The following is a 23,185-nucleotide window of genomic DNA, read 5'->3' on the forward strand; positions in this document are numbered from 1 at the left end:
ACGCAGGTGCTCGACGCGCTCGGTGCCCCCGAGCCCCCGCCCGGCGGCGACCCCGACCCGGCCGTCGCCCGGTTCCGGAGGCGCCGGGCGGTCGCCGCCGTCCTCGCGGAGGCCGCGCGCGGCGCGCCCCTCCTGGTCGTCCTGGACGACCTGCACCGCGCGGACGAGGAGACCCTCGCCCTGCTGGGCGCGCTGGTCGCCGAGCCGGTCGCGGCGCCGGTGCTGCTGCTCGGGACGTACCGGGCGGCCGAGATCCCCGCCGGGCTGGCCGCCGCGCTCGCCCGCGCCGCGCCGCACGACCCCGCGCGCGTCTACCTGGGCGGGCTGCCGGAGGACGCGGTGGCGGAACTGGTCCGGGACACGTCCCGCCGCGCGGTGGACGACGCGGCCGTCCACGCGATCCACGAGCGCGGCGGCGGCAACCCGTTCTTCGTCCGCGAGCTGGCCCGGCTCTTCGACGCCGAGGGGCAGCGGGCCCTGACCGGGATCCCGCCCGGCGTGCGCGACGTCGTCCGGCACCGGCTGGACGCGCTGCCCGGCGCGGCGCGGACCGTCCTGCGGCGGGCGTCGGTGATCGGCCGCGACGTCGACCTCGACCTGCTGGTCCCGCTGGCCGGCGACCGGGCGCTGGACGCCGTCGAGGCCGCGCTGCCGCTCGGGTTCCTGGAGGAGGCCGGGCCGGAGCGGACGCGGTTCGCGCACGCGCTCGTCCGCGACACCCTGTACGAGGAGATCTCCGGTCCCCGCCGGGCCCGCTGGCACACCGAGGTCGCCGAGTTTCTCGAACGGGTCCGGCCGGACGACGTCGAGGCCATCGCCCACCACTACCTGCGGGCGGGCACCCGCGCCACGGCCGGCGCCGCCGCCCGTTTCGCCGCCGCCGCGGCACGGCGCGCCGAGGCCCGGTTCGCCCCGCACGACGCGGCCCGGCTGTGGGGCGAGGCCGTCGCGGCGCACGACCGCGCGGGCGGCACCGACGTCCCGGCCCGGCTGGAGTCGCTCATGGGCATGGTCGGCGCGATCGCGGTCACCGGCGGCCTGGCCACCGCACGCCGCCACCGCGTGGACGCGATCGCGGCGGCCGAGGATCTCGGCGACCCACTGGTGACGGCCCGGGTGATCGGCGCGTTCGACGTCCCGTCGGTGTGGCCCCGCGCCGACGACGCGGGCGAGGCCCGCCGGGTGGCCGAGGCCGCCGGACGCGCCCTCGCCGCCCTGCCCCCGGGCCGCACGCCGGAACGCTGCCGTCTGCTGAGCACCCTCGCGCTCGAGCTGCGCGGCACGGCCGACCCGCGCGGGCGCGCCGCGGCGCTGGAGGCCGAGGCCACGGCCCGCGACCTGGACGACCCGCGGCTGCTGGCGTTCGCCCTCGACGCCCGCTACCTGCACACCTTCGAGCGCGCCGGGCTCGCCCCGCGCCGGGCCCGCATCGGCGAGGAGCTCCTCGCCCTGGCCCGCGAGCACCGCCTGGTCACGTTCGAGGTCCTCGGCCACCTGGTCCTCGTCCAGGCCCGGTCCGCCCTGGCCGACTTCGCGTCCGCCGACGCGCACGCCGACGCCGCCGACCGGCTCGGCGAGCGCTACGACCTGCCGCTGGTGGACGTTCTCACCGAGTGGTACCGGGCGCTGCGGCTGGCCGCGACCGGCGAGACCGCCCGCGCCGAGGCCGCCTACCGCACGGCGGCCGCCCACCTGCACGGCACGGGCATGACGGGCGTGGAGGACGGTCTGCTCCCCCTCGCCCTGCTCGGCCTCCGCGTCCAGGAGGGCGACCTGGACGCCGTCGACGACCACGCAGACTGGGGCCCCTACGCGCCGTGGACTCGCCCGCTGACCTCGGACGATCCCGTCCAGCCGCCCGCCTCTCCGCCCGACCTGCTCCTGGAGGCCCGCACCGTTCTGGCCGCCCTGATCGCCGTCCGGCGCGGCGACCGGGAGGCCATGGCCCGCCTCCACGCGACGCTCCTGCCCGCATCGCACGAGCTGGCCGGCGCCGGAAGCGGCGTGCTGACCTTCGGCCCGGTCTCCCGCTACCTGACCATGCTCGAAGCCGCCCTGTCCCGGTCGTCCTGACCGGCTCACAGCCGGAGAGGAAACGCAATCCCGGTGACCGCTTCCGGACGGAATCCCCATCCACGCCAGAGAGGGGACAGTGCCTCCCACGGCTAGTGTTGGCGATATCCGCTGGCATATCGGAGGGGTTCGTCAATGGCAGCACCCGGCGGCGCAGGCCCCGGTCAGAGCTCCCGTTTCCACGTCCGCACCCAGACGGTGGCCGCCCTGGTCGGCCTGGCGATCGGCCTGATCGGGCTGGCCGTCGCGATCGGCGCCTGGTTGCTGCCGAACAGCGATGACGACCCGCCGCCGGTGAACAATTCCATCAACGGAAACTGCAACGCCCAGGGCTCATCGAACACCGTCGCCTGTTCCGGGATCCCGTCGTCCCCGAAGAAATGACGTCCCGTCCCGCACATCGATCGGAGCCGTGCGTGCCCGTCCTCCCCCTTCTTCGCTCCGGCGGAATCGCGGTGGGGATCGCCGCGCTCGTCACCGCCGCCGCGTGCTCGGCCGGCTCGGATGGCACGGCCCCCGCCCGCAAGACCGGGGGCGCGTCCGCGCGGCCGTCCGGGCAGGCGGCGCCCGCCGTCCAGGGCAACTGCAACGCGCAGGGATCGAACAACGTCGTGACCTGCCAGATCACGCCCGGCGGAACCAAGGTCACCTTCGGATCGGTGGACGTCGACTTTCCGGGGGCCAGAACGTTCCTGTTCGACGGCCCCGCGTCCCGGCTGCCCCGGCCGCCCGACATCGACCCGAAGAACCCGTCGACCGTCGAGGATCGCTGCATCCCCTGGAAGACCTGGCTCAACGAACGCCCGGACCTCTACGGCGTCTCGCCGTACGTGCAGGTCGAACTGACGGCCACGACCGGCGGCGTGTCCTCGGTCGACCGCGCCGAGGTGCAGGTCTACGCCAAGAAGAAGAGCACCGGCGGCGTCTTCGTCACCTGCCGCTACGGCGCGGGCGGCGGCGGCGACGGTTTCACCGGCATCGTGGACAGCACGACCGACATCACATCCGTCCAGATCGACGACGAGGAGAAGAACGTCAACGAGAGCCTGACGATGCCGCCGCAGTCGATCGTCCTCGGCGGGGTCGGACGGCGGGTGGGCACGCTCCAGATCAAGTCCGATCCGGCCTACCTCTACGCGGGCCAGCTCCGCGTGCACATCAGCACCAACGGCAAGAAGGACGTCGTCAAGATCGGCGACCCCGCGCATCCGATCCGCTGGGTCTCGGCGACGCCCTCCGGCGCCCGGTACGGCTGGGACGCCGTCAACAAGAAGTGGTCGCCGGGCTACTGCCCTCTCCCGAACTGCAACCCCCAGGACTGAGCTTGTTCCGTACGAGCCTCCAGTGCCCGTAGGACCGCCGCCATGTCCGACTGCCCGAGCCCCAGGGTGAGGGTCTCGCCGTAGAGGGCGTGGCAGACGTCCAGAAGGGGCGAGGCGACGCCGCGGCTCCGGGCGGCCTCGGCGACCAGGCGGTTGTTGTCCAGCACGTTGCTGATCGACGCCTGGACGTCGAAGTCGCGGGCGGCGAGCTTGCCCGCCTTCGCGCGCGACACGGTGCTCGCCATCGGCCCGGCGTCCAGCACGTCGACGAACAGCCGCTCGTCCAGGCCGTGCCGGGACGCGAAGTGGAACGCCTCCGCCAGCCCGGTCACCATCGTGATCAGGAACAGGTTGACGGCGAGCTTCATGACCAGCGCGTTCGGCACCGGCCCGCACGCGAAGGTCTCGTGGCACATGGGACGGACCAGCGGGCGGACGAGGTCCACGTCCGCCGGATCGCCCGCCAGCATCGCCACCAGGCGTCCCGCCTCCGCGGGGCCGCGCGAACCCGACACCGGCGCCTCGACGTACCGGCCGCCCGCCGCCCGCACGGCGCTCCCCAGGTCGTGCGAATAGCCGGGCGACGTCGTCCCCATGTGGACGACGACCTGTCCCGCGACGTTCGCGGCGAAGTCGGGCGTGCCGCGTCCGAGCACGGTGTCCGTCGCGTCGGCGTCGGCCAGCATGAGGAACACCACGCCCGACCGGCGGAACACCTCGGCGGGGCTCGCCGCGACCGCCGCCCCGGCCTCGCGCGCCGCCTCGCACCTGGCCGGCGTGCGGTTCCAGACGACGAGGCCGGTGCCGGCGCGGGCGAGATTGACCGCCATGGGCCGTCCCATGACGCCGAGACCGATGAAACCGATGTCCATGCGCGTGCCCTCACCTCAGCCGTGGTCTCCGGTGTGCGGAGTCGAACCGCCCGGCGCCAGGGGTGGCGGCGACGGGCGTCCTCGGGACGGGTCGTTGCGGATTATGACAACGGTCATGATAATGACCCAGGTAGAGAAGGCAACAGCCCCTCGAATGAAGATCCTGAGCACGATCGGGGTACACGATCCCCGGACCGGACGGAGGACGGGTCATGGCGGCGTCGGAACACGGGCCGCGCGAGCGGATGGTCTTCAGCGCCGCGCAGCTCATCCGCCGCGACGGGGTCGCCGCGACGCGCCTGCGCGACGTCGTCGTCCACGCCGGGGCACCGCGCGGCTCCCTCCAGCACTACTTTCCCGGCGGCAAGGAACAGCTGGTGAACGAGGCGGTCGACTGGGCCGGCCGCTACGCGAGCGCCCGTATCGCGCGTTTCATGTCGGGGATGGCACGCCCCACCCCGGGCAGGCTCTTCGCGGCGATGGTGGGCCAGTGGACGGAGGAGTACCGCTCCGCCGGGTTCGCCGGGGGCTGCCCGGTCGCCGCCGCGACCGTCGACTGCGCGGACTCCACCGAGACCACGCGCGCCGCGTCCGCCGCCGCGTTCACCCGCTGGCGCCGCCCGGTCGCCCGGGAGCTGGTCGCGATGGGCGTCCCGCCGGGCAGGTCCGACGCGATCGCGACCCTCATGATCAGTTCGCTGGAGGGGGCGATCCTCATGGCACGGGCCGAACAGAGCGTCCGCCCGCTCAGGGCCGTCGCCCGGGAACTCGGGCCCTTTCTGGATTCCTGCGTCGTCCAGGAAGAGTGACCCCGAGGACAACATGACCCGCCTCCCTTGGGAGCGAGGAGGCGGGCCCTACGTCAATGGCTCCGGATCACACGTCGAGCACGGCGAAGACGACCTTGCCGGTCCCTTCGCCCAGTGACCTCACACCCCAATTCCGCGAGAACTGGTCCACCACGACCAGCCCCCGCCCGGACTCCTCGTCCAGCCCCGCGTCTCGCATCCGAGGCATGGTGCACGCGCCGTCCCGCACCTCCATCCACAAGGCGCCGTCCTCGGCCAGCCCCAGCCGGAAGAGCACCTCGTCCCCCTCGGCGGCCGCGTGCCGGATCGCATTGGTGACCAGTTCACTCGCCACCAGGCACGGCACGAAGTCGTCCATGCCCCAGCGCCCCACGGCCAGCCGCACGAACCCGCGCACCTCGGCGACCACCTCCAGCCGGCCCTTGACCACCATCTCGTCGTGCTCCACTCCCACCACCAGACCTCACTCTGTGTGTCTTACACCACACATTGAGCCACTGGCGGGCCTACGATGGTCTTTGCTGCTTCAGAGCGGCCAAAGGTGGTAAATCCGCACCCCCGAGCGGTAAGTACCAAGTGAGAGGCAGGAACCGTGCCCCCCAGGCGCCGCCGTCCCCGAGAGTCCCCCGCGCTCGTCGCCTTCGGCCGCCAGATGCGCCGGCTGCGCGAGGCCAAAGGGATCAAGCAGGAGACCATCGCCCACCTGACGAAGGTCAGCGGCGCCCAGGTGAGCCGGATCGAGGCGGGCAAGAAGCGCGCCACCCGCGCGTTCGCGGAGATCGTCGACGACCACCTCGAAGCGGGCGGAGCACTGGTCGGCCTGTGGGAGGACCTGAACAAGGACGGCCACCCCGTCCCCCTCTGGTTCGACTGGCCCCGCATCGAGGCCGACGCCGTAGAACTGACCACCTGGCAGCACACGATCGTCCCGGGGCTGCTTCAGACGGAGAGTTACGCCCGCGCGTTTCTCATTTCCGACGAAGCCGTAAAGGCCCGCATGGCACGTCAAGACATTCTCACCCGAGCAGACCCGCCGCCGACGGCCCTCGTGGCCTTGCTCAGCGAGGCCGTGCTCTATCACCTTGTGACCTCGCCCGAAGTGATGCGCGAGCAGATCACAGCGCTCCTCGCGGCCGGCGAGCGCCCCAACATCACCGTCCAGATCGTGCGCAACAATGGACGGCCCGCGGGAACGGGAGGCGCTTTCGTTCTGGCTACCATGGAGGACCGTAGCGAGGTCTCATATTTGGAGACGACCATACGCGGGATCATGACCGATGCCCCCTCTGACCTCACTGAAGTCTCCGATGCGCTGCGCGCGCTGCGAGCGAGGGCCCTTCCCGAAGACATGTCACTGGACGCAATGGAAAAGGCGTTGGAAAAATGGAACTGACTGACATTTCCTGGCGCAAGGCAAGCGGTAGCGGCGAAAACGGCGGCGACTGCGTCGAACTGGCGGACCTCCCTGAGGGCGTCGCCGTACGCGACAGCAAAGACCCCGACGGCCCCACCTTGATCACCACACGTGCCCACTTGCGCATCGCGATCAACACTGCCCGTAACCAGTCCTAAAGGCAGGCCAAAAATGCTCCCGAACACCACCACCTGGCGCAGGTCAAGCCACAGCGGCGACAACGGCGGCGACTGCGTCGAGTTGGCGGGCCTCCCCGGAGGCGTGGCCGTACGCGACAGCAAAGACCCCGACGGGCCTGCCCTCATCGTCACCCGCGCGTGCCTCCACGCGGCTCTGGAAGAGGGCCTGCCCGCCCAGGTCTGAAGCACCCGGGCGCTCCGGACCTGAGTGTCCTCGATACCCGGACCGGATCACGGCCGGCGCGCGGCCGATGGGGTTTCGGTGTCCTCTGTGACCACACCGCTGAAGGCGTGGGCGGAGTGGCCGGCCTCGGGGAAAGGACGATGCAGGCGGAGCCGGGCGACGGGGGTCAGTCCATGACGCCTGATCTCTGCTCGCTCCTGCATACTCGCCCGGCCCAGGACTCGTTTCAGCACGGCTGCGCGCTCTGCCGTGTCGGTCAGCCTGTCGAGGTCGACGGGCACGGCGGTCTCGTCGGGGCCACGCGCCGCCTCCACGGCCGTACCGGTGTCCAGTAGCGCAGAGAGTTCGGCCCGGTGGATGGGGTGGGCCAAGACGAGATAGGAATCGTCGTCGGGCAGGCACGAGGCGTTCACCCTGTTCCCGATGGGGTCGTCGGGGGTCGTGACGGTGAGCAGGATTCCGGGGACGCCATAGAACCTGTAGAGCAGGACCCGGCCGCGTGATACTCCGAATACCAGCCGGTTGACCTGGCCGATGGCGCCCAGAATGACCTCGTCCAGAATGCCGCGCATCCGGCCCTCCCCGATCTCCTCAGCCTTGCGACAGGCGCACTGTTCAACGAATGCGGCCCCGGCACGTTCCGCCACGCACCGATTCAGCGGGCGCGGGGTGTGCCTTCCAGGTAGGTGAGGACCGCGCGGACGCGGCGGTGGCCGGAGTCGTCCGGTGCCAGGCCGAGCTTGGCGAAGATGTTGCCGACATGCTTGTGGACGGCGTTGTCGGAGATGCCCATCCGTTCGGCGATGGTGGCGTTGTCGTGGCCCTGTGCCATGAGGGCGAGGGACTCGCGCTCGCGGGACGTGAGGGTGCCCAGCGGGTCGTCCGCGCGGCGCGCGAGGATCTGGGCGATCACTTCGGGGTCCATGGCGGTGCCGCCGGCGGCGACGCGGCGCAGCGCGTCGACGAACTCGGTCACGCGGCCGATGCGGTCCTTGAGGAGATAGCCGATGCCGCCGCGGCCGTCGGAGAGGAGCTCACCGGCGTAGTCGCGCTCGACGTACTGCGACAGCACCAGGATCGGCAGCGCGCCGTGCTCGCGGCGGGCCCGCAGCGCGGCGTGGATTCCCTCGTCGCGGAACGACGGCGGCAGCCGCACGTCGACGATCGCGATGTCGGGGCGGTGCTCGGCGACGGCGTCCAGGAACGCCCCGCCGTCGCCGACGACGGCCACGACCTCGAAGCCCTTCGAGGCCAGCAGCAGTTCCAGGCCGCTGGACAACAGGACGTTGTCCTCGGCGATCACGACCCGCACGGGACCTCCTGAACGAGCACAGGCTGAATGAACACAGGCTGAACGAGCACCGTCTGAATGATCACTGGGCGCATGGGATCCGGACGGCGAGCGTGGTGGGACCGCCCGGCGGGCTGTCGAGGCGGACGGCGCCGTCCAGGGCGGCGACCCGCCGGCGCATCCCGGCGATCCCGGTGCCGTGCGCCTCGTCGGCGCCGCCCCTTCCGTCGTCGGTGACCTCGATGGACAGGTCACCACCGACTCGTCCGACCCGCAGGGCCGCCCGCGTCGCGGCGGCGTGCTTGGTCACGTTCGTCAGCGCCTCGGCGATCACGTAGTAGGCCACCGCCTCCACGGCCGCCGGGAGCTCGCCCAGATCGGCGAGCTCGATGTGGACGGGCACGCCCGACCGTGCGCCCAGCGCCGCCAGCGCCCCGTCGAGCCCGCGGTCGGCGAGGATCGGCGGGTAGATCGTCTGGAGCACCGTGCGGAGCTCGATCATCGCCTCCTCCGCCGTCTCGTGCGCCTGCCGCAGCAGCGCCGCCACCGTGTCCGGGTCGTCGGTGAGCGACTCGCGGGCCATGCCCACCTGCATGGCGATGGCCACCAGGCGCGCCTGCGTCCCGTCGTGCAGATCGCGTTCGATCCGCTGAAGCTCCGCGCCGTGGGCGTCGACGACGCCGACCCGGCTCCGGGTCAGCACGTCCACCCGCTCGGTGAGCCGCTCGCGGGCCGAGGGCGCGAGCATCGCCAGACACAGCCGCGCGTGAAGCCGCGCCAGCAGCGGCAGCACCCACCAGGCCACCGCGCCGAGGACGGCGATCTGGACGGAGCCCGCGACCAGCGCGGTCGCCCAGCCGTCGACGCGCACGTCGAAGAACGAGAACAGGGTGGGACGCTTGTCGGGGGGAAACGCCCACCACAAGGACAACGCCACCGCGGCGACCAGGATGTTGCCCAAGCACAGCAGGGCGACGAGCCCGAGTGAGAGCCCAACGGCGATGTGCGCGAGAGCCCAGCCGAGGTCCCGCCACCCGGGCGGACGTCCGGCGGACGGAACGCCGAGCAGCCGTCCGGCCCGCTGCCGGTGCCAGTCCGCCCAGCCCCGCGCGGCGGGCGGCGCGAGCAGCACCGGCAGCGCGAGCAGCGTGACCACGGCGGTGGCCAGCGTGCCCAGCAGGTAGGCCGAGCCGGAGAACACACGGTCGCGCACGGGCACCTCCTCGCGATGCGGCAGGGAAGATCAGTATCCGCCGCCGTTCTCCGCCGGGCACTACAGCAGGCTGTAGCACCGTGCGTGCGGACACCTGTATCCCCCCGAACGTCCGGCCGGATTAGCGTCCTCGTCCATGAAACGGACCTTGCTCCGGACCCGCGCACGGCTGGTCCCGGCCCTCACCTTGATCGCCCTGTCCACCGTCGTCGCGCCCGTGGCCAAGGCCGACGGCGGTTCCCCTCCGCCGCTCGACTGGAAGCCGTGCGCCCAAGGCCCCGACGACCCCGTCGGCAAGGAGCTCGACCAGGCGGGCGGACACTGCGCGGAGCTCGACGTCCCGCTCGACTACTCCAAGCCCGGCGGCCGGACCATCAAGATCGCGTTCTCCCGCATCCCCGCCACGGACCGCGCCCACCGCATCGGGACCATGGTCCTCAACAGCGGCGGCCCCGGCGAACCCACGCTGGGCATGCCCCTGAACATGCGCAAGGCCATGAAGGACGTCGCCGCCCGTTACGACCTCGTCGGCCTGGACCCGCGGTTCGTCGGGCGCAGCACCCCGATCGACTGCGGCTGGCCCATCGGCCTGTGGCTGCGCTCGGCCGGTTCGACCCGCGCCCGCTTCGATCACCAGGTGGCGGTGCAGCGCGACCTGGCCGAGCGTTGCGGCAGGCGCCACGGCGACGTGCTCCGGTACGCGAACACGCGCGACACGGCCCGCGACATCGACCTCGTGCGCCGCGCCCTCGGCGAGCGCCGGATCTCCTACTTCGGTTACTCCTACGGCAGCTACCTGGGCGCGGTCTACAGCCAGATGTTCCCCGGCCGCACCGACCGGCTGGTGCTGGACAGCGCGGGCGACCCGAACAAGTGGGGCCCCAGGGCTACGCAGGGCACAGAGGACGAGGCGGAACGCGCGCTGAGCGGCTGGGCGGGCTGGGCCGCCAAGCGTCACCGCACCTATGGCCTCGGCTCCACCCGCGCCCGCGTGCTCGCCACCGTGAACGGAATCGTCGCCGCCGCAGAGGCCCGTCCACTGCGCGTCGGCCGGTACACGCTGGACGAGCAGGTGGTCCCGTACGTCCTCTCCAACCTCTCCGGTAACGACCGCCCGGAGGCTCGCGCGGAGTTCGCCACCACCGTCCGGACCCTGAACGAGGCCGCGCACGGGCGCCCGGCGGACCCCGGCCCCGAACTCGACGGGTTCCTCGCGTTCGTCCTGACCAGTGCGGGCTCCCCGCTCGCGAGCCCGACCGCCGCGATCATCTGCGCCGACCGCGCCGCGCCGCGCGACCCGGACACCTACTGGAGCGACGTCCAGCGCAGCCGCGCGCGCCACCCCCTGTTCGGCCCCCTCAAGAACAACATCTGGCCCTGCGCGTTCTGGCCGGCCAAGCCGCGTGAGCGCCTCACGCGCATCGGCAACTCCACCCCGGCACTGATCGTGTCCAGCACCGGCGACACCGCCACCACCTACGAGGGCAGCAGGGCCATGCACCGCGCGCTGACCGGCTCCCGTCTGCTCACCCTGCGCGGCGTCACCGCCCACGGGATCTACGGCGAGTACGGCAACGCCTGCGTGGACGCCAAGGTCAATGCCTACCTGGCCACCGGCGTGCTCCCCGCCGCCGACCCGGTCTGCCACAACTGACCCCACCGTCCCGAGGCCGCGATGCTCGCCATCGCGGCCTCTCGCGTTGCCCCGGCGTCGGTCCTGTGACCTGGGGGGAAGCGGATGCGGGGGTGCGGCTAAAAACCGGTGACCGACACCGACGCCGCGAAAGGTCCTGAGATGACGAGGTTGAAGACTCGGTGACCACCGAGGTGCATCAGCAAAGCGACGGCGCGATCATCGAGAGGTCCCGCCGGGATCCGGAGGTGTTCGCCGAGCTGTACGACCGGCATGCCCCGGCGGTCCACCGGTACCTCGCCCGGCGGCTCGGCCGTGATCTGGCCGACGATCTGCTGGCCGAGACGTTCCTGCGGGCGTTCCGGCATCGCGTCCGCTACGACGCGGAACGCGGGAACGCGCTGCCCTGGCTGTACGGGATCGCCACCAACCTGATCGGCCGGCACCGGCGCGGCGAGGTCCGGTTCTGGCGGGCCCTGGCTCGGACGGGAGCCGACCCCGCCGCGGGCTCGGCCGACGAGGGGGTGGCGGACCGGGTGGCCGCCCAGGGAATCCGGCCGGAGCTGGCGAAGGCCCTGAGCCGCCTGGAGCGCGGGCAGCGCGATGTCCTGCTGCTGACCGCGTCCGGTGACCTGACCCCGGCCGAGATCGGCGTGGCCCTGGGAGTCGCCACCGGCACCGTCCACTCCCGGCTCAGCCGCGCCCGCGCCAAGATGCGCGAGGCGCTGGGCGGAATCGACCCACTTGGAGAGGAACGAATCGATGGGTGAGCTCCACCGCATGTACGACGAGGTGCCCCCGCCCGGCCCGGTGGTCCTGGCCGAGGGCAGGGCGCGGCTGATCAACGTCATCCGCGACGGCGGGCGCCGGAGCCCCCGCGCCCGGCGATACAGAGGTCTGCTCGCGGTCGGCCTGGCCGGAGTGGTGACGGCCGCCGGCGCCGTGGTGATCGCGGTCCAGGGATCGGACGGCGGCGGCCCCCGTGAGATCCGGCCGGTCAGCGCCCACGAGGTACTGACCCGGGCCGCCACCGTCGCCCGCAAGGAGCCCGAGCTTCACCCACGCCCCGGCCAGTACCTTTACATCCGCTCGGTCGTCGCGTGGGGGCCGGGGCAGGTCGCCCCGAACAAGCCCAAGGGACAGGAGACACGCGAGCGCTGGTTGTCGGTCGACGGCTCCACTCCGGGCCTGCTCCGCACCCCCTGCCGGCCTCGGCGCGCCAAGCCCTGCGACACCCTGATCCCCATCGAGAACAAGAACAAGCCCGTCCCCCGTCCGGTCAGTAATCTCTGGCTGGTGCGTGAGATGCCCCAACTGCTCAAGCATTGGAAGACCCAGCTCAACGCTCCCCCTCCCGACCCGACCGTGGCCACCGGCAGGCCGCTCGGGAACTGGAGCTGGTACGCGATGGGCAACCTCATCCAGGACTACCTTCCCCCCGAACTACGCGCCCAGGTCTTCGAATTCCTCAGCCGCGTCCCCCGGGTCAAGGTGGACGAGCACGCCACCGATGCCCTGGGCCGTCCCGCCATCGCCCTGTCGCAGAACTCCGACGGCGCCCGGCTGGAGCTGATCTACGACCGCTCCACCTACCGCTTCCTGGGCAGCCGCTACCTCGACCTGACGCCCCGTCCCAAGGGCGGCGACTGGACCAACGAGCCCGAAAGCGGCGCCGGCGAGGTGAAGACCACCGTCCTCCAGGTGAAGGTGGTCGACCACCTCCCCGCCCGCCCCTAAGCGGACACTCTCGTCACCGCTCCGCGGGGCCGTCGCGGCGGGGCATCAGGGCGGCCAGCAGGACGGGGAGCGCGATGACCCCGGCCAGCGCACCGAAACCCCAGCTCAGGGTGGCGGCCGCGGCGACGCCCCCGACGAGGAGGGGGCCGCCCGCGTCGCCGAGCTCGCGGCCGAGTTCGGCGGCCCCCATGGTCTGGCCGAGACGTTCCCGCGGAGTGGCGGTGGCCAGGGCGGCGAACCCCAGAGGCGTGATGAGACCCGTCCCCGCGCCGATGAGGATCGCCGCCCCGAGCATGCCGGGCAGGCCGGGCAGGACGGCGAAGACCAGGCCGGACGCCGCCAGGAGCAGCCCCCCGCGCAGACCGGCGGCTGTGGTCAGCCGTCCGCCGTCGAGGGCGCGGCCCGTCCGCGGCTGGACCAGCGCGGCGACCCCGGCGAGGAGGGAGACGGCGGCCCCGGTGACGAGCGGGCCGAGGTCCGCCGCCTTCCCGGACACCGGCAGGAACCCGACGCCCGCCGACAGGGCGGCGGTCGCGGCGGCCAGCGCGCCCGTCGGCCGGAGGAACCCGGGCTCGGTGAGCCGCCGGACCAGGTCGGCGACCGTCTGCCGCCGCCTGGGGAGCGGCGGCACCGGCGGGACGGTCCGCGCCGCCCACGCCGCCACGGCCAGTGCCAGGCATGCCAGGACGCCGAACAGCAGCCGCAGCCCCGCCGCCCAGACCAGCACGCCGCCCAGCAGCGGGCCCAGCGTGTAGCCGATGCTCTTGGCCGCGCCGTATCCGCCGAAGGCCCTCCCCTGGCGGGTCACTGGGTTGAGACGGGACACCATCGCGGAGGCGGCGGGAGAGAACGCCGAGGCCGCCGCGCCCTGCCCGAGCCGGGCCGCCCACAGCATTCCCGCGTCGTCCACCAGGACGTACAGGGCCGACGCCCCCGCGAACGCGACCAGCCCACCGAGCAGCACGGGCCGCGCCCCGACACGGTCGGCGAGCGCCCCGAACAGCGGCTTCAAGACGACCTCGGCGCCGTCGTAGAGCGCGAGCAGCCCCCCGAGCACCAGCACAGACGTAACCGCCCCCGCCGACGCCCCGCCCAAGCTCGCCGCGATCCCATGCGCCCCGAACGCGGTGGTGAACCCCGCAGCATAAAGCGCCCACATGACCCGCCGACCAGCGGACTCAGTATCGCGACCGACTCCGCCCATGGCCCCACACCCTACAAACCCCGTAGCCGCTGCCCCGACGCTCGACAGGGGCGTCCCGCCCACTCACCGAGTCTCTTCCGGCTTCATGACGTGTTGAGGCGCTGCGCCGTAGCCTGGAGTTGCGAATCCCCAGGAAGGGTAGGACCTGATGTCCGACGATACCCCTGACACCGTGGGCAGGCGCTTAGCGCGGGCGCGCAAAAAGCGTGACCTCACTCAAATCGGTCTCGCGCAGCGTGCGAACTACTCGCGGTCACATGTCGCGCAAGTGGAGTCCGGTCACAAGGTCGCCACCCCCGCGTTCGTCGCCGCAATGGCCGCTGCGCTCGGCATGGACCCCGCCCAGATCTACGGGCAGCCTTTCCGGCTCCAGGGCCATGACGATCAAGTGCATTCAGTAATTCCTGAACTTCGCCGCATCCTCCTCTACGTGGAAGTGGGGCCTGATCTCGCCGGGCCGCCCCGAAAGCTGGACATCTTGGCGGCTGAGATCGCCACCGCGCGGCGACTGATGAAGAAAGTCCAGTTGAACAGAGTCGCGCGGCGCCTGCCCGCCGTGCTGGAGGAACTCACCTACTGGGCGTACGAGACGGATGAGCCGCGCGCATGGCGGTTGCTGAGTCTCGCCTTTCATGACGCCGTCACCCTCGCTCGGCGACTGGGCTACACCGGGGATGCTCTAGCGCTGCTGGAACGCGATGCGTACGCGGCGCGCAGGTCCGGAGATCCGAACCTTCCCCACCTGGTGACGATGACGCGAGCGATGATCTCGATGGGCATGAACCACTACAAGCCCGCTCTCACGTTGCTCAGCCGGGCAGCGGCCAACGTCCACCAGGACAGGCCGGATGCCGGCGAGGTGGCAGGCGTACTTGAACTGCGCTCGGCACTCCTCGTGGCACGCTCGTCTCGTGGCGGGAACACCGGGAGCGGAGAGGCGTGGGAGTACTTCGGCCGGGCTGAGGAGCGGATCAGGCAGGGCGGTGAGACGCCGGTTCATGGCCTGGAGTTCACAGCGGCGAACGTGGCCATCCATGGCGCCGCGGTCGCGGCCGAACTGGGCGACCTGGACGAGGCCGCGCGCCGGGATCGCGACATCGGCGACCGGACGCTGGCGGCGCTCACTCCAGAGAGGCGGACGCACCACGAGATCGACATGGCACGCGTACTCGCCGAGTTGGGCGAGCACGGCAAAGCGGAAAGGCGTCTGGAGAGCGCGGACCGTATCGCGCCCCAACTGGTCACCTTCCATCCCACGGCGCGCGCTGTGGTGACACACCTGGTGGACGTCCGAAGGACGCTGCCGGAATCGCTGCGGCGCCTGCACACGCGCATGAGCGTTTAGCCGGTCCTTTCTCAATCGTCCAGGGCACCGAGTTCCAGCTTGGAACATCGGTCACGTTGGTGACCACGAGTGTTCACTCGGACACAACGTGGCCGGTCGGCGCGGTGAACACCGATCACCGACCTGAACTCGACACCCGAGGCGACCATGGCGGACACCTTCGACGGCACAGAGCATCCGGACGCCTATGGGCGGCTCGGGGCGCTGATGGCGAGGCTTCAGATCTACGAGTTGAAGACGGTTCTGCAGCGGCGGAGCTTGATCGTGCTCAACCCGAACCTGCCGGGGTGCTGTGAGGGCGCGCCGCAGCCCGCCGACACGATCACGTGCAAGCGGCGGGAGGACGACGGCGGGCGCCTCTGGTTCTTCACGTCCTGGGGCGAGCCGATCGCCGAGGCCGATCGCGTTGTGGACGCGGCGTTGAGCGTGGCCACCACTCTCGGCGCGCCGACCGACGAAGGCCGCGCCGGTGAGTGATTCCGAGCGCGGACGCGGGGGGACGGGTGGTGCGGCAGAGCCCCCCGCGTCCGCTTCACCGGGCGAACGGCTGACGGAACTGGCGTCGCTGGTGCGCCGACACTTTTCCGGGGTCGCGCCGATCCTGCCTCACGGGACGGAGATCCTGCACCTCATCCGTCCCGGGAAAGGGCCCCACTACGTCGTCTGGGCCCGTCACCGCCTGGCCTACCTCTGGTACTGCGGGCCCGACCACGGCGCGCAACTCGGCACCACCGCCGAACAGGCCACCAAGACGATCGGCCGCACGCTCGGCCTGCCACCCGCGCAGACACCGTCCGACCCGTGAAGACCGGCGCGGCGGTGCGGTCGACTCCGCCCCCGAGGTCCCGCACCGCTGCGCCCCCAGCACGCAGAGCGACTACGACGCATGACCCGTCCATGCGGCGGGGCCGTGAGAGCCGGGGTGGTGCCGTCTTCCGATCGCTGCGGCCCGATGGCACCACCCCTACGGGGCATGCGGTTCGGCCGACCCGGCCTGTGTATCCCAGACGCCCTGGAGCCCCACCGCCCATGGCCAAATGCCTCATAAAGAGGCAGGGCATCGTCCGCTCCAGTGGTCGAGATCCGAGTGGTCACCCAGAGCACCCGGCTTGCGCGGGCCCTCGCCGCCGAAGACGGTCAGCGCGGCCTGCAGGTCGCCTCCCAGACCGGTGAACATGAGGCGGTGTCGTCGCTGTCGCTCGATGCACTCGCCATCATGCCCGCCCGCCGATTGCGTTTTCAACGTCGTGACCGGGCTTGGATGAGCAGGTCGAAGGACGAAGGGAAGGGTGGCGGTCGTTTGCTTTTCTTAGTTGCAGACCCTGTGATCGTTGATGTGGCCAACGGCCATCAGCGTTAACCTTTGCCTTGGGGGCGAACGCAGGGAGGTGCCCGTTTTGTCCCGCCCGGATCTTCGGTCCTTATTCCGCACCAACAGCCGGACACTCGTCGCCACGGACGTGTTCACGAATCGGGCCGATGAGTGGGCGGCCGTGACACAGAGCCTTGAGCGGGTGATCGCCGCCCACAGGGATGATGCTTTCGATGTTGAGGACGTGCAACGGCCCCGTCGGCATGTGCTGGTCTTCTACGGTGTCGGAGGAATCGGGAAAACCACACTCTCTCGGCAGATCAGCGCTCATCTGACGGACCCGGAGAGCGGCCCTGAGCATTGGGCTCCGGTGGATGTCAACCTCGGCAGGCTCGTTCCGGTGAGAATCGACCTTTCCAAGCAGAACGCCGTGGGAATCGAGACGGTGCTGCTCGCCGTCCGGTTGGCAGTGGCGGAGTTGGGTGTACCGATGGCCGCGTTCGATCTGGCCTTCCTGCGCTATTGGGAGCAGTGCCACCCTGGAGACCCTCTGGAAGATCATCTACGGCGCCACACGGTTCTCAACCGTTACGGCGGCGCGGGCCGGCTTCGGGCACAGCTGGAATCCACTCTGGGTGATGTCGCAGCGGCGGTCGCGCTGCCGGGCACGGTCGGCCTACTTGCCGGTCAAGGGCTGCGGGCGGTCGTGCGCGCGTTGCGGGAGCGGCGGCGGGCCGCACGGGCGCTGGCCGGATGCCGCCGCCTCCCCGATCTGCTGGAGAGCGACCCCGACCAGGAGACCCTGTCGTATTACGCTCACCTGCTGGCCTGGGACCTGAAGCAACTCCCGGAGGGGAAAACGGCCACGCCCGTGATCCTGCTCGACACCTTCGAGGACGTCGGTGACCGGACGAACCGCGAGCTCGAGCGGCTGATCCAGCGCGTGGTGTGGCTCATGCCGAACGCACTTTTCGTAATCACGGGTCGGAACAGACTGCAATGGGACGACCCGAGTTTGGAAGGGCAGCTCGACTGGGCCGGACCGGCGGTGTGGCCGCAACTCGTTCCGGGCGCCTCCGAGGATCCACGCCAGCGCCGCGTCGGCTACCTGTCGCAGATCGACGCGGAGCACTATTTGCGCCGACGCCTCACTCTTGAAGACCGACCGCTCATGGACGTCCCGACACGCCGTACTCTCATCACCCGTTCCGGCGGCCTGCCGCTCTATCTCGACATGGCGGTGATGCGGTTTCTGGACCTTCACGAGCGGACAGGGCATGCTCCGGCCATGGACGAGTTCGATCACGAGTTCCCGGCGCTGGTGGCACGGATCTTCCGCGACCTGCCGGCGGAGGAGAGAACGGTTCTGCGATCGGTCAGTCTCCTCGATTCCTTCTCTGTCGAGCTGGCCACGGCGGCGGCCGGCCTGGGGCGGGACGCCGCCGCCTTGCGGCTGGCCGATCGTCCCTTCGTGGACGTCACCCCCGGTGCCCAGTGGCCGTACCGCCTGCACGAACTCGTCCGGTCGGCGATTCGGGACACCGATACGAGCAGTGATGACCGGTGGAGTCCCGATGATTGGCAGCGCGCGGCGCAGCGCGCTTTCGACGCACTCGGCCGGGACTTCGCCCGCCACGGGCGGGGACCGGGACGTCAGGCCCTGCTCGGCTGCCTTCGCCAAGGACTGCGGCTGGCCCGTGACTACGATCTCGAACTCGGCTGGCTGGGCGACGCCGCTCGCGCCTACGTCAGGGACTTCGTGTGGGAGCCGTTGGACGGCGGTATCGGTGACGAGCCGGACACCCCCGCCGCCGCGCTAGGGGAGACACTCGTTGTCGTGGCTGCGAGGCAGCGTCGGCACCGCGCTCTTACCGCGGAAAAGCTTCGGGCGATCCTCGCAACGGATCTGTTGCCGCCCGACCTGGAAGAACTCCCGCGCTACTTCCTCGCTGAATGCGACCGGGAGTTGGGGGATCTCCGCGCGTCACTGGAGGGCATGCGCGACGTTGCCGCGCGGGGCGGTGCACTCGCCCCCGACGCCGCACGCGGCATCCTGCACCTGACCCGCAGGCTCGGGCATTTCTCGGAAGCGATCGCCCTGGCCGAGGAACTCGGCGACGCAGGGAAACGAGATCGTGCCATAGGCGAGATCCTCTGGTCTCAGGGGGCGATCGCGCCGGCTTGCGCGTCCTTTACTCAGGCCCGTGATCTCGCGCTGAATTCCGGTCTGGACGGTGAGGCAGGTCTGTGTCAGGCATACCTCGCGTTCGCCTCGGCCTTCCAGGATCGCGGCCGTTCCATACAGCAGATTGAGCGGGCCGCAGACATGCTGGCAGGTACGCACGCTCGATTCGCCGAGTTGCAAGTCGGCAACGCGAGGTTGCTTCTGGACGCGGGACGGGCGGACAACCTGCCCGACCGCGCCGCCGCCCTGGTCGCCAGTGCGGTGGAGAACGGGCTGTCGTCCTGCGCGGCGTACGCGCGGCTAGCGGCCTGCTTCCATGCCGCCATCCGCGGGTCCGCTGAACTAATGGACGCCGCCCGGTCACAGCTGCGCGAGAGCGTTCACGGGGATGAGTTCGCCTATCTCATGGAGATCAGCTACTTCATGACCAACGAAAACGTCCCGTCCAGTCTCCCGAAAGCCCGATGGATCGATGGGGACATGCGGACACGCGCACGCTGGCGGCGGCTCGTCACCGAGCGGCGAGCAGAGCTGGGACTGGACGGGGGATCCTGAACAAATGGCCACATACACCTCTGCGGACGACATCGACCGCGCCGAAGTCGCCGCCTTGTACGGTCTTGGCCGGTTGACGCTGGAGCCTCTCGGGGGCGGGGCTGCGAACTCCAGCTTCAAGGTGACCGCATCTCAGGACACCTTCGTGCTGACCATTCTCGACAACCATGACCATGCCAGTGCGTGCCGGCTCGCTCTGCACACCGAAGCCATGTTCAAGCTGGGAATGCCCACGGCGGAGGTCGTTCGCAACGCCGAGGGCGATGCCGTCTCGACGCTCAGCGACCGCCCGGTCCTGCTCAAACGCTGGATCCCCGGCCGTGTCGCCGGGCAGTTGACCGATGACCTGCTACGCGACGCCGGCGGCCTGCTCGCCCGGCTCCATGATGCTCCGGCAGTTCAGGTTTCGGACCTTCCCGTCGGCACCCGCCGTCTCTCCCCCTCCCATCTGGAAGCCATCGACGGCTTCGCCGACCGGGAGTTCGCGGAGTGGCTGAAGAGCGGTCTCGCAAAGGTCAGGGCCCAAGAAGACCGCCTCCGGGATAGGCCGGTCGTCTGCCATGGGGACGTTTTCGCCGATAATCTCATCGCTCGGCCGGACGGGACGCTGGCCATCATCGACTGGGAGACCATTTCCCTGGACAGCGCTCTGCTGGACCTCGGTATGACGTTGCTCGGACTGGCGAATGTTCACGGCCGCCTGGACAAGCGTAGAGCCGACCTCATCGTCAGCGGCTACATGGACTGGTCAAGGGAGCTCGCCAACGGCAAGCCGCAAGACCATGCGTCGTCCGTGCGCTGACGGCACCGTGCTGGGGAGCTCGGGTCGGTGGAGAGCTCACCCGCACCCAGGCGGATCGACCGATGCACTCTTCGCGCCCGGGGCGGGCGGGGAAGCCGGTCCGAGAGCCGGTGGTGCGTGCCGCCGCGGAGGGTCGTCCAGTGGGTGCCGGGGCGATCGCGGCGGTGACGACCGCCAGTCCGAAGGCGCCGCCGACCTGGAGCGAGCTGTTCAGCGAGGCGGCGGTCGTCTCGTGGAGCACCGCCAGATTGTGGCGAACCTGGCCTTGCTGGACGCCGTAGCGGCGCGGCGCATTCGCTGGGCTGGGTGCGAGATGCTGCGTGACGATTGAGGGACGGTCCCGTCCCGGCTCGTGCCGAGGACACCCGGGTGTGCCCCCAGACGTCCCTACGTGGCCCCTTCTGGGCGCGGGCTCACGCGGGGGGCGTGACCGGGGGGCCTGACGCCGAACCATTGCTCGGCGCCCCGCTCCTCGAACCGTTCCACCTCCGTGAAGCCCAGCTTCGCCGCGAGGCGCATCGCGCGGTCGTTGGCGGTCTGGTTGCAGAGCACCACCGGCTCGCCGGGAAGCGCGTCGGCGAACCAGTCGAGTGCCGCCGAGCGTGACCATGCCCATCATCGTGCCGTCGAGATCGACCACAAAGTAGCCGGGGCGCCGGCCGGGCAGTTCGGGTATCGCGCGCTGGAACTCGTTACGGGGCCGAGGGCCAGCGATGTAGGTTTCCACCTCCGGCGAGGCGAACAACTCGATGAACGCCGCTCGGTCCCGGGCTTCGGACTCGCGGAGCACGAACCGGTCGGTTGTGATCGGGGCGGGCGGCCAGGCGACGGCTCCAAGATCAGCCATGGCGAGCAACCTCTACGGCCCAGAGTTCCCGAACGAGTCTCCGTGCCGGACCTCACTCCAAGGCATGAACGCGACCCCCTTGATCAACCGCACCCCTGTCCGCCGACCGGTACCCGCTGTCCGAATGCGGCACTCGATCTGTCCGCTCCGGTCGCCGAGCATGGATCCATGATGTCCTGCCGTTCGGCGAAGGCTAGGTCGTTGTCCGGTCTGAGTGGCGTGGCGACTGGGTCAGGGGCGTTTGTGGGGGAGTTGGGCTAGGAGGGTCAGGGTGGCGAAGGCCAGCATGACTAGGACGCCGGGGCGGAGGGTCGTCCAGTGGGTGCCGGGGGCGATCGCGGCGGTGACGACCGCCAGGCCGAAGGCGCCGCCGACCTGGAGTGAGCTGTTCAGCAGGCCGGCGGCGACGCCCTGCTCGTCGTCGGCGACGCCGTTCGTGCCGGCGACCATCAGGGTGGCGATGCTGAGCGCGAAGCCCACCCCCCACAGGACGGACGCGGGGAGCAGCACCGTCCACAGGTCCGGCTCCGGGCCGGTGCGCAGCATCAGCAGATAGCAGGGGACGAACGCCGCGAGGCCGATCAGCAGGACCTTCCGCACGCCGAACGTGTCCATCAGACGGCCGAGGAGAGGGCCGAGGACGACGACCATGAGGCCCGCCGGGAGCAGAACCAGGGCCATCTGCCACGGCCGCCAGCCCTGCATGTTCTGGAGGTAGAGGGCGAGCATGAACTGGAAGCCCATGGCGCCCCCGTACAGCAGCGCGGCACTGAGGTTGGCGGCCACCAGGCCCCGGTCGCGGAGGATGCCGAGCCTGATCAGCGGCTGTGCGACGGTGCGCTCGATCGCGACGAAGGCCGCGAGCAGCACGACGGCGAGGACGAACCCGACGATCGTCCGTGCGGACGTCCAGCCCGCGTCCGCGACGGAGACGACCGTGGACACCAGTGCGAGCATGCCGCCGACGAGGGTCGCCGCGCCGCCGAGGTCGAGCCGCGCGCGCTCGGTGCGCGGCGGGTCCGGCGGCACGAACCGCAGCGCGCCGACGATCACCAGCAGGGCGATCGGGACGGGCAGGACGAAGGTCGCGCGCCAGTTCAGGGCCGCCACGAGGCCGCCGACCAGCAGGCCCGAGGAGTATCCCGACGCCTCGAAGACGTTGAAGATCCCGAACGCGCGGTTGCGCTGTGGGCCCTCCGGGAAGGTCGTGGTCAGCAGCGACATGGCCGCCGGGGCGGTGAAGGCGCCGGCCATGCCCTTGACGAACCGCGAGGCGATGATCAGGTTGGCGTCGGTGGCGAACGCGCCGAGCAGCGAGACCGCCATGAACACGGTCATCGCGGTCACCAGGACCCGCCGCCGGCCGAACAGGTCGGCGCACCGCCCGCCCAGCAGCAGGAAGCCGCCGAACGCCAGGATGTAGGCGCCGATGAGCCACTGGGCGTTCGCGGCCGGCAGGTCCAGCTCGCGCTGGATCTCCGGGATCGCCACCGTGATCATCGAGATGTCCAGGCCGTCGAGCAGGATCACCCCGCTGAACACCAGCAGCGCGATCCACGAGCGCGCCGTCCAGCGCACGCCCCCGTCCGCCGGGGCGCTCTCCAACGGGCGCTGTTCATTCAGGGTCATGTCCGCCTCCCGCTAGGCTGCTATGGAGCGCACACAAAAAGCAGCGCCAGCAATAGTTGCATGCGCTTCATGTTGCACAGGCGTCATAGTGCCTCATGCAATCAGTTATGCGCAAGGAGGGGTGCCTGCCGTGGAGATCCCCGACGACGCCGCGGAGGCCCGCGCGCACGGGTGGCGCACCCTGGCCGCCCTGCACGCGCTCATCGAGGACGAGCTAGAACGGGCCCTTCAGCGCGAGCACGGGCTGTCGGTGAGCGAGTACAGCGTGCTCGACGTGCTGTCCCGGCAGGACGGCTTCTGCCTGCGCATGAACCAGCTGGCCAGGGCCGTGGTGCTGAGCCGGTCGGCCATCACGCGGCTGGTGAGCCGGATGGAGGGGCGCGGGCTGCTGCGGCGCTGCCTCTCCCCGGACGACCGCCGGGGCATCTACACGGAGGTCACCGCCGAGGGCTTGGACGCCCTTGGTCGGGCCCGCCCGACCCACGACGCGTCCCTGACCCGTGCGCTGGGACAGGCGCGTGGGCTCCCCGAGCTGGCGCCCCTCGCCGACGTCGTCGACGTCCTCCCCGACTAGCGTCC

25 protein-coding genes are annotated in these 23,185 nt (G+C 70.9%); 17 read left to right on the forward strand and 8 right to left on the reverse strand.

Annotated elements, in window-relative coordinates; genetic code table 11:
- From E1291_RS41980 to E1291_RS15800, 3 genes are all read left to right on the forward strand, one after another.
- On the forward strand, nucleotides 1–2,073 hold a 2,073-nt coding region (locus tag E1291_RS41980; RefSeq protein WP_503108239.1), incomplete at its 5' end, for an AAA family ATPase.
- 198 nt (nucleotides 2,074–2,271) lie between these two features.
- On the forward strand, nucleotides 2,272–2,457 hold the full coding sequence (locus tag E1291_RS15795) for a hypothetical protein (protein WP_131738561.1): 186 nt from the start codon (nucleotides 2,272–2,274) through the stop codon (nucleotides 2,455–2,457).
- 32 nt (nucleotides 2,458–2,489) lie between these two features.
- Complete coding sequence (locus tag E1291_RS15800; RefSeq protein WP_131738562.1) at nucleotides 2,490–3,395, forward strand: hypothetical protein; 906 nt, start codon at nucleotides 2,490–2,492, stop codon at nucleotides 3,393–3,395.
- On the opposite strand, the gene E1291_RS15805 is transcribed toward E1291_RS15800, so the two are convergent.
- Nucleotides 3,359–4,267 carry an NAD(P)-dependent oxidoreductase gene (locus tag E1291_RS15805; protein WP_131738563.1) on the reverse strand — a complete coding sequence of 303 codons (909 nt, stop codon included), beginning with the start codon at nucleotides 4,265–4,267 and terminating at the stop codon, nucleotides 3,359–3,361. The two genes, E1291_RS15800 and E1291_RS15805, sit on opposite strands and share 37 nt — an antisense overlap.
- Nucleotides 4,268–4,479: 212 nt before the next feature.
- Here E1291_RS15805 and E1291_RS15810 point away from each other — a divergent pair, with 212 nt between their 5' ends.
- Complete coding sequence (locus E1291_RS15810) at nucleotides 4,480–5,076, forward strand: TetR/AcrR family transcriptional regulator (RefSeq protein ID WP_131738564.1); 597 nt, start codon at nucleotides 4,480–4,482, stop codon at nucleotides 5,074–5,076.
- Between the two features lie 67 nt (nucleotides 5,077–5,143).
- Here E1291_RS15810 and E1291_RS15815 read toward each other — a convergent pair whose 3' ends face one another.
- A complete protein-coding gene (locus tag E1291_RS15815) occupies nucleotides 5,144–5,533 on the reverse strand; it encodes an ATP-binding protein (protein ID WP_131738565.1) in 390 nt (129 codons plus the stop codon).
- Nucleotides 5,534–5,668: 135 nt separating this feature from the next.
- Here E1291_RS15815 and E1291_RS15820 point away from each other — a divergent pair, with 135 nt between their 5' ends.
- From E1291_RS15820 to E1291_RS15830, 3 genes are read left to right on the forward strand one after another with little or no spacing between them, the layout of a single operon-like run.
- On the forward strand, nucleotides 5,669–6,469 hold the full coding sequence (locus tag E1291_RS15820; RefSeq protein WP_278045261.1) for a helix-turn-helix domain-containing protein: 801 nt from the start codon (nucleotides 5,669–5,671) through the stop codon (nucleotides 6,467–6,469).
- Nucleotides 6,460–6,648, forward strand: a complete 189-nt coding sequence (locus E1291_RS15825; RefSeq protein ID WP_131738567.1) for a DUF397 domain-containing protein — start codon at nucleotides 6,460–6,462, stop codon at nucleotides 6,646–6,648. The genes E1291_RS15820 and E1291_RS15825 overlap by 10 nt, the downstream gene beginning before the upstream one ends.
- Nucleotides 6,649–6,661: 13 nt before the next feature.
- On the forward strand, nucleotides 6,662–6,853 hold the full coding sequence (locus tag E1291_RS15830; RefSeq protein ID WP_131738568.1) for a DUF397 domain-containing protein: 192 nt from the start codon (nucleotides 6,662–6,664) through the stop codon (nucleotides 6,851–6,853).
- A 47-nt stretch (nucleotides 6,854–6,900) separates the two neighbouring features.
- Here the strand turns inward: E1291_RS15830 and E1291_RS15835 are convergent, their stop codons facing one another.
- From E1291_RS15835 to E1291_RS15845, 3 genes are all read right to left on the reverse strand, one after another.
- Nucleotides 6,901–7,425 (reverse strand): hypothetical protein, encoded by a 525-nt coding sequence (locus tag E1291_RS15835; RefSeq protein ID WP_131738569.1) that lies wholly within the window; start codon nucleotides 7,423–7,425, stop codon nucleotides 6,901–6,903.
- Nucleotides 7,426–7,508: 83 nt separating this feature from the next.
- Complete coding sequence (locus E1291_RS15840; RefSeq protein ID WP_131738570.1) at nucleotides 7,509–8,165, reverse strand: response regulator transcription factor; 657 nt, start codon at nucleotides 8,163–8,165, stop codon at nucleotides 7,509–7,511.
- A gap of 61 nt (nucleotides 8,166–8,226) precedes the next feature.
- On the reverse strand, nucleotides 8,227–9,357 hold the full coding sequence (locus tag E1291_RS15845) for a sensor histidine kinase (RefSeq protein ID WP_131738571.1): 1,131 nt from the start codon (nucleotides 9,355–9,357) through the stop codon (nucleotides 8,227–8,229).
- Between the two features lie 136 nt (nucleotides 9,358–9,493).
- Here E1291_RS15845 and E1291_RS15850 point away from each other — a divergent pair, with 136 nt between their 5' ends.
- The 3 genes from E1291_RS15850 to E1291_RS15860 all read left to right on the forward strand — a co-directional run bounded on the left by E1291_RS15850 (nucleotide 9,494) and on the right by E1291_RS15860 (nucleotide 12,727).
- Nucleotides 9,494–11,011: an alpha/beta hydrolase gene (locus E1291_RS15850; RefSeq protein ID WP_131738572.1), complete on the forward strand. Its 1,518-nt coding sequence runs from the start codon at nucleotides 9,494–9,496 to the stop codon at nucleotides 11,009–11,011.
- 161 nt (nucleotides 11,012–11,172) lie between these two features.
- The gene (locus tag E1291_RS15855; RefSeq protein WP_131738573.1) at nucleotides 11,173–11,760 is read left to right on the forward strand and encodes an RNA polymerase sigma factor; all 588 of its coding nucleotides are present in this window, start codon (nucleotides 11,173–11,175) and stop codon (nucleotides 11,758–11,760) included.
- Entirely contained in the window at nucleotides 11,753–12,727 is a 975-nt protein-coding gene (locus tag E1291_RS15860) for a CU044_5270 family protein (RefSeq protein WP_131738574.1), read from the forward strand. The genes E1291_RS15855 and E1291_RS15860 overlap by 8 nt, the downstream gene beginning before the upstream one ends.
- A gap of 13 nt (nucleotides 12,728–12,740) precedes the next feature.
- Here the strand turns inward: E1291_RS15860 and E1291_RS15865 are convergent, their stop codons facing one another.
- Nucleotides 12,741–13,931, reverse strand: a complete 1,191-nt coding sequence (locus E1291_RS15865) for an MFS transporter (protein WP_306434467.1) — start codon at nucleotides 13,929–13,931, stop codon at nucleotides 12,741–12,743.
- A 148-nt stretch (nucleotides 13,932–14,079) separates the two neighbouring features.
- Here E1291_RS15865 and E1291_RS15870 point away from each other — a divergent pair, with 148 nt between their 5' ends.
- The 6 genes from E1291_RS15870 to E1291_RS15895 all read left to right on the forward strand — a co-directional run bounded on the left by E1291_RS15870 (nucleotide 14,080) and on the right by E1291_RS15895 (nucleotide 20,130).
- The gene (locus E1291_RS15870) at nucleotides 14,080–15,276 is read left to right on the forward strand and encodes a helix-turn-helix domain-containing protein (protein ID WP_242614190.1); all 1,197 of its coding nucleotides are present in this window, start codon (nucleotides 14,080–14,082) and stop codon (nucleotides 15,274–15,276) included.
- A gap of 147 nt (nucleotides 15,277–15,423) precedes the next feature.
- On the forward strand, nucleotides 15,424–15,753 hold the full coding sequence (locus E1291_RS15875; protein WP_131738577.1) for a hypothetical protein: 330 nt from the start codon (nucleotides 15,424–15,426) through the stop codon (nucleotides 15,751–15,753).
- Nucleotides 15,754–15,844: 91 nt separating this feature from the next.
- Nucleotides 15,845–16,081, forward strand: coding sequence for a hypothetical protein (locus E1291_RS15880; protein ID WP_131738578.1), 237 nt, complete (start codon nucleotides 15,845–15,847; stop codon nucleotides 16,079–16,081).
- A 267-nt stretch (nucleotides 16,082–16,348) separates the two neighbouring features.
- Nucleotides 16,349–16,636, forward strand: coding sequence for a hypothetical protein (locus E1291_RS15885; protein ID WP_131738579.1), 288 nt, complete (start codon nucleotides 16,349–16,351; stop codon nucleotides 16,634–16,636).
- Between the two features lie 154 nt (nucleotides 16,637–16,790).
- A complete protein-coding gene (locus tag E1291_RS15890) occupies nucleotides 16,791–19,328 on the forward strand; it encodes a winged helix-turn-helix domain-containing protein (protein ID WP_207400756.1) in 2,538 nt (845 codons plus the stop codon).
- Nucleotides 19,329–19,332: 4 nt separating this feature from the next.
- Nucleotides 19,333–20,130: a phosphotransferase gene (locus E1291_RS15895; RefSeq protein ID WP_165495132.1), complete on the forward strand. Its 798-nt coding sequence runs from the start codon at nucleotides 19,333–19,335 to the stop codon at nucleotides 20,128–20,130.
- Nucleotides 20,131–20,517: 387 nt separating this feature from the next.
- Here E1291_RS15895 and E1291_RS43250 read toward each other — a convergent pair whose 3' ends face one another.
- Both E1291_RS43250 and E1291_RS15905 read right to left on the reverse strand, forming a co-directional pair.
- Nucleotides 20,518–20,682, reverse strand: coding sequence for a hypothetical protein (locus E1291_RS43250; RefSeq protein WP_207400757.1), 165 nt, complete (start codon nucleotides 20,680–20,682; stop codon nucleotides 20,518–20,520).
- Nucleotides 20,683–21,208: 526 nt separating this feature from the next.
- Complete coding sequence (locus E1291_RS15905; protein ID WP_131738582.1) at nucleotides 21,209–22,606, reverse strand: MFS transporter; 1,398 nt, start codon at nucleotides 22,604–22,606, stop codon at nucleotides 21,209–21,211.
- A 130-nt stretch (nucleotides 22,607–22,736) separates the two neighbouring features.
- Here E1291_RS15905 and E1291_RS15910 point away from each other — a divergent pair, with 130 nt between their 5' ends.
- Nucleotides 22,737–23,180 carry a MarR family winged helix-turn-helix transcriptional regulator gene (locus tag E1291_RS15910; protein WP_131738583.1) on the forward strand — a complete coding sequence of 148 codons (444 nt, stop codon included), beginning with the start codon at nucleotides 22,737–22,739 and terminating at the stop codon, nucleotides 23,178–23,180.
- Nucleotides 23,181–23,185: the final 5 nt, after the last annotated feature.

Source organism: Actinomadura roseirufa (genome assembly GCF_900659635.1).
In the GTDB taxonomy this organism is placed as follows: domain Bacteria; phylum Actinomycetota; class Actinomycetes; order Streptosporangiales; family Streptosporangiaceae; genus Spirillospora; species Spirillospora roseirufa.

Bases quoted from the DNA above. Each gene is read 5' to 3' on its own strand.
- E1291_RS15870 (WP_242614190.1), top strand. From the start codon at position 14,080: ATGTCCGACGATACCCCTGACACCGTGGGCAGGCGCTTAGCGCGGGCG.
- E1291_RS15810 (WP_131738564.1), top strand. From the start codon at position 4,480: ATGGCGGCGTCGGAACACGGGCCGCGCGAGCGGATGGTCTTCAGCGCC.
- E1291_RS15860 (WP_131738574.1), top strand. From the start codon at position 11,753: ATGGGTGAGCTCCACCGCATGTACGACGAGGTGCCCCCGCCCGGCCCG.
- E1291_RS15865 (WP_306434467.1), bottom strand. From the start codon at position 13,931: ATGGGCGGAGTCGGTCGCGATACTGAGTCCGCTGGTCGGCGGGTCATG.
- E1291_RS15830 (WP_131738568.1), top strand. From the start codon at position 6,662: ATGCTCCCGAACACCACCACCTGGCGCAGGTCAAGCCACAGCGGCGAC.
- E1291_RS15875 (WP_131738577.1), top strand. From the start codon at position 15,424: ATGGCGGACACCTTCGACGGCACAGAGCATCCGGACGCCTATGGGCGG.
- E1291_RS15850 (WP_131738572.1), top strand. From the start codon at position 9,494: ATGAAACGGACCTTGCTCCGGACCCGCGCACGGCTGGTCCCGGCCCTC.
- E1291_RS15905 (WP_131738582.1), bottom strand. From the start codon at position 22,606: ATGACCCTGAATGAACAGCGCCCGTTGGAGAGCGCCCCGGCGGACGGG.
- E1291_RS15805 (WP_131738563.1), bottom strand. From the start codon at position 4,267: ATGGACATCGGTTTCATCGGTCTCGGCGTCATGGGACGGCCCATGGCG.
- E1291_RS15835 (WP_131738569.1), bottom strand. From the start codon at position 7,425: ATGCGCGGCATTCTGGACGAGGTCATTCTGGGCGCCATCGGCCAGGTC.
- E1291_RS15825 (WP_131738567.1), top strand. From the start codon at position 6,460: ATGGAACTGACTGACATTTCCTGGCGCAAGGCAAGCGGTAGCGGCGAA.
- E1291_RS15895 (WP_165495132.1), top strand. From the start codon at position 19,333: ATGGCCACATACACCTCTGCGGACGACATCGACCGCGCCGAAGTCGCC.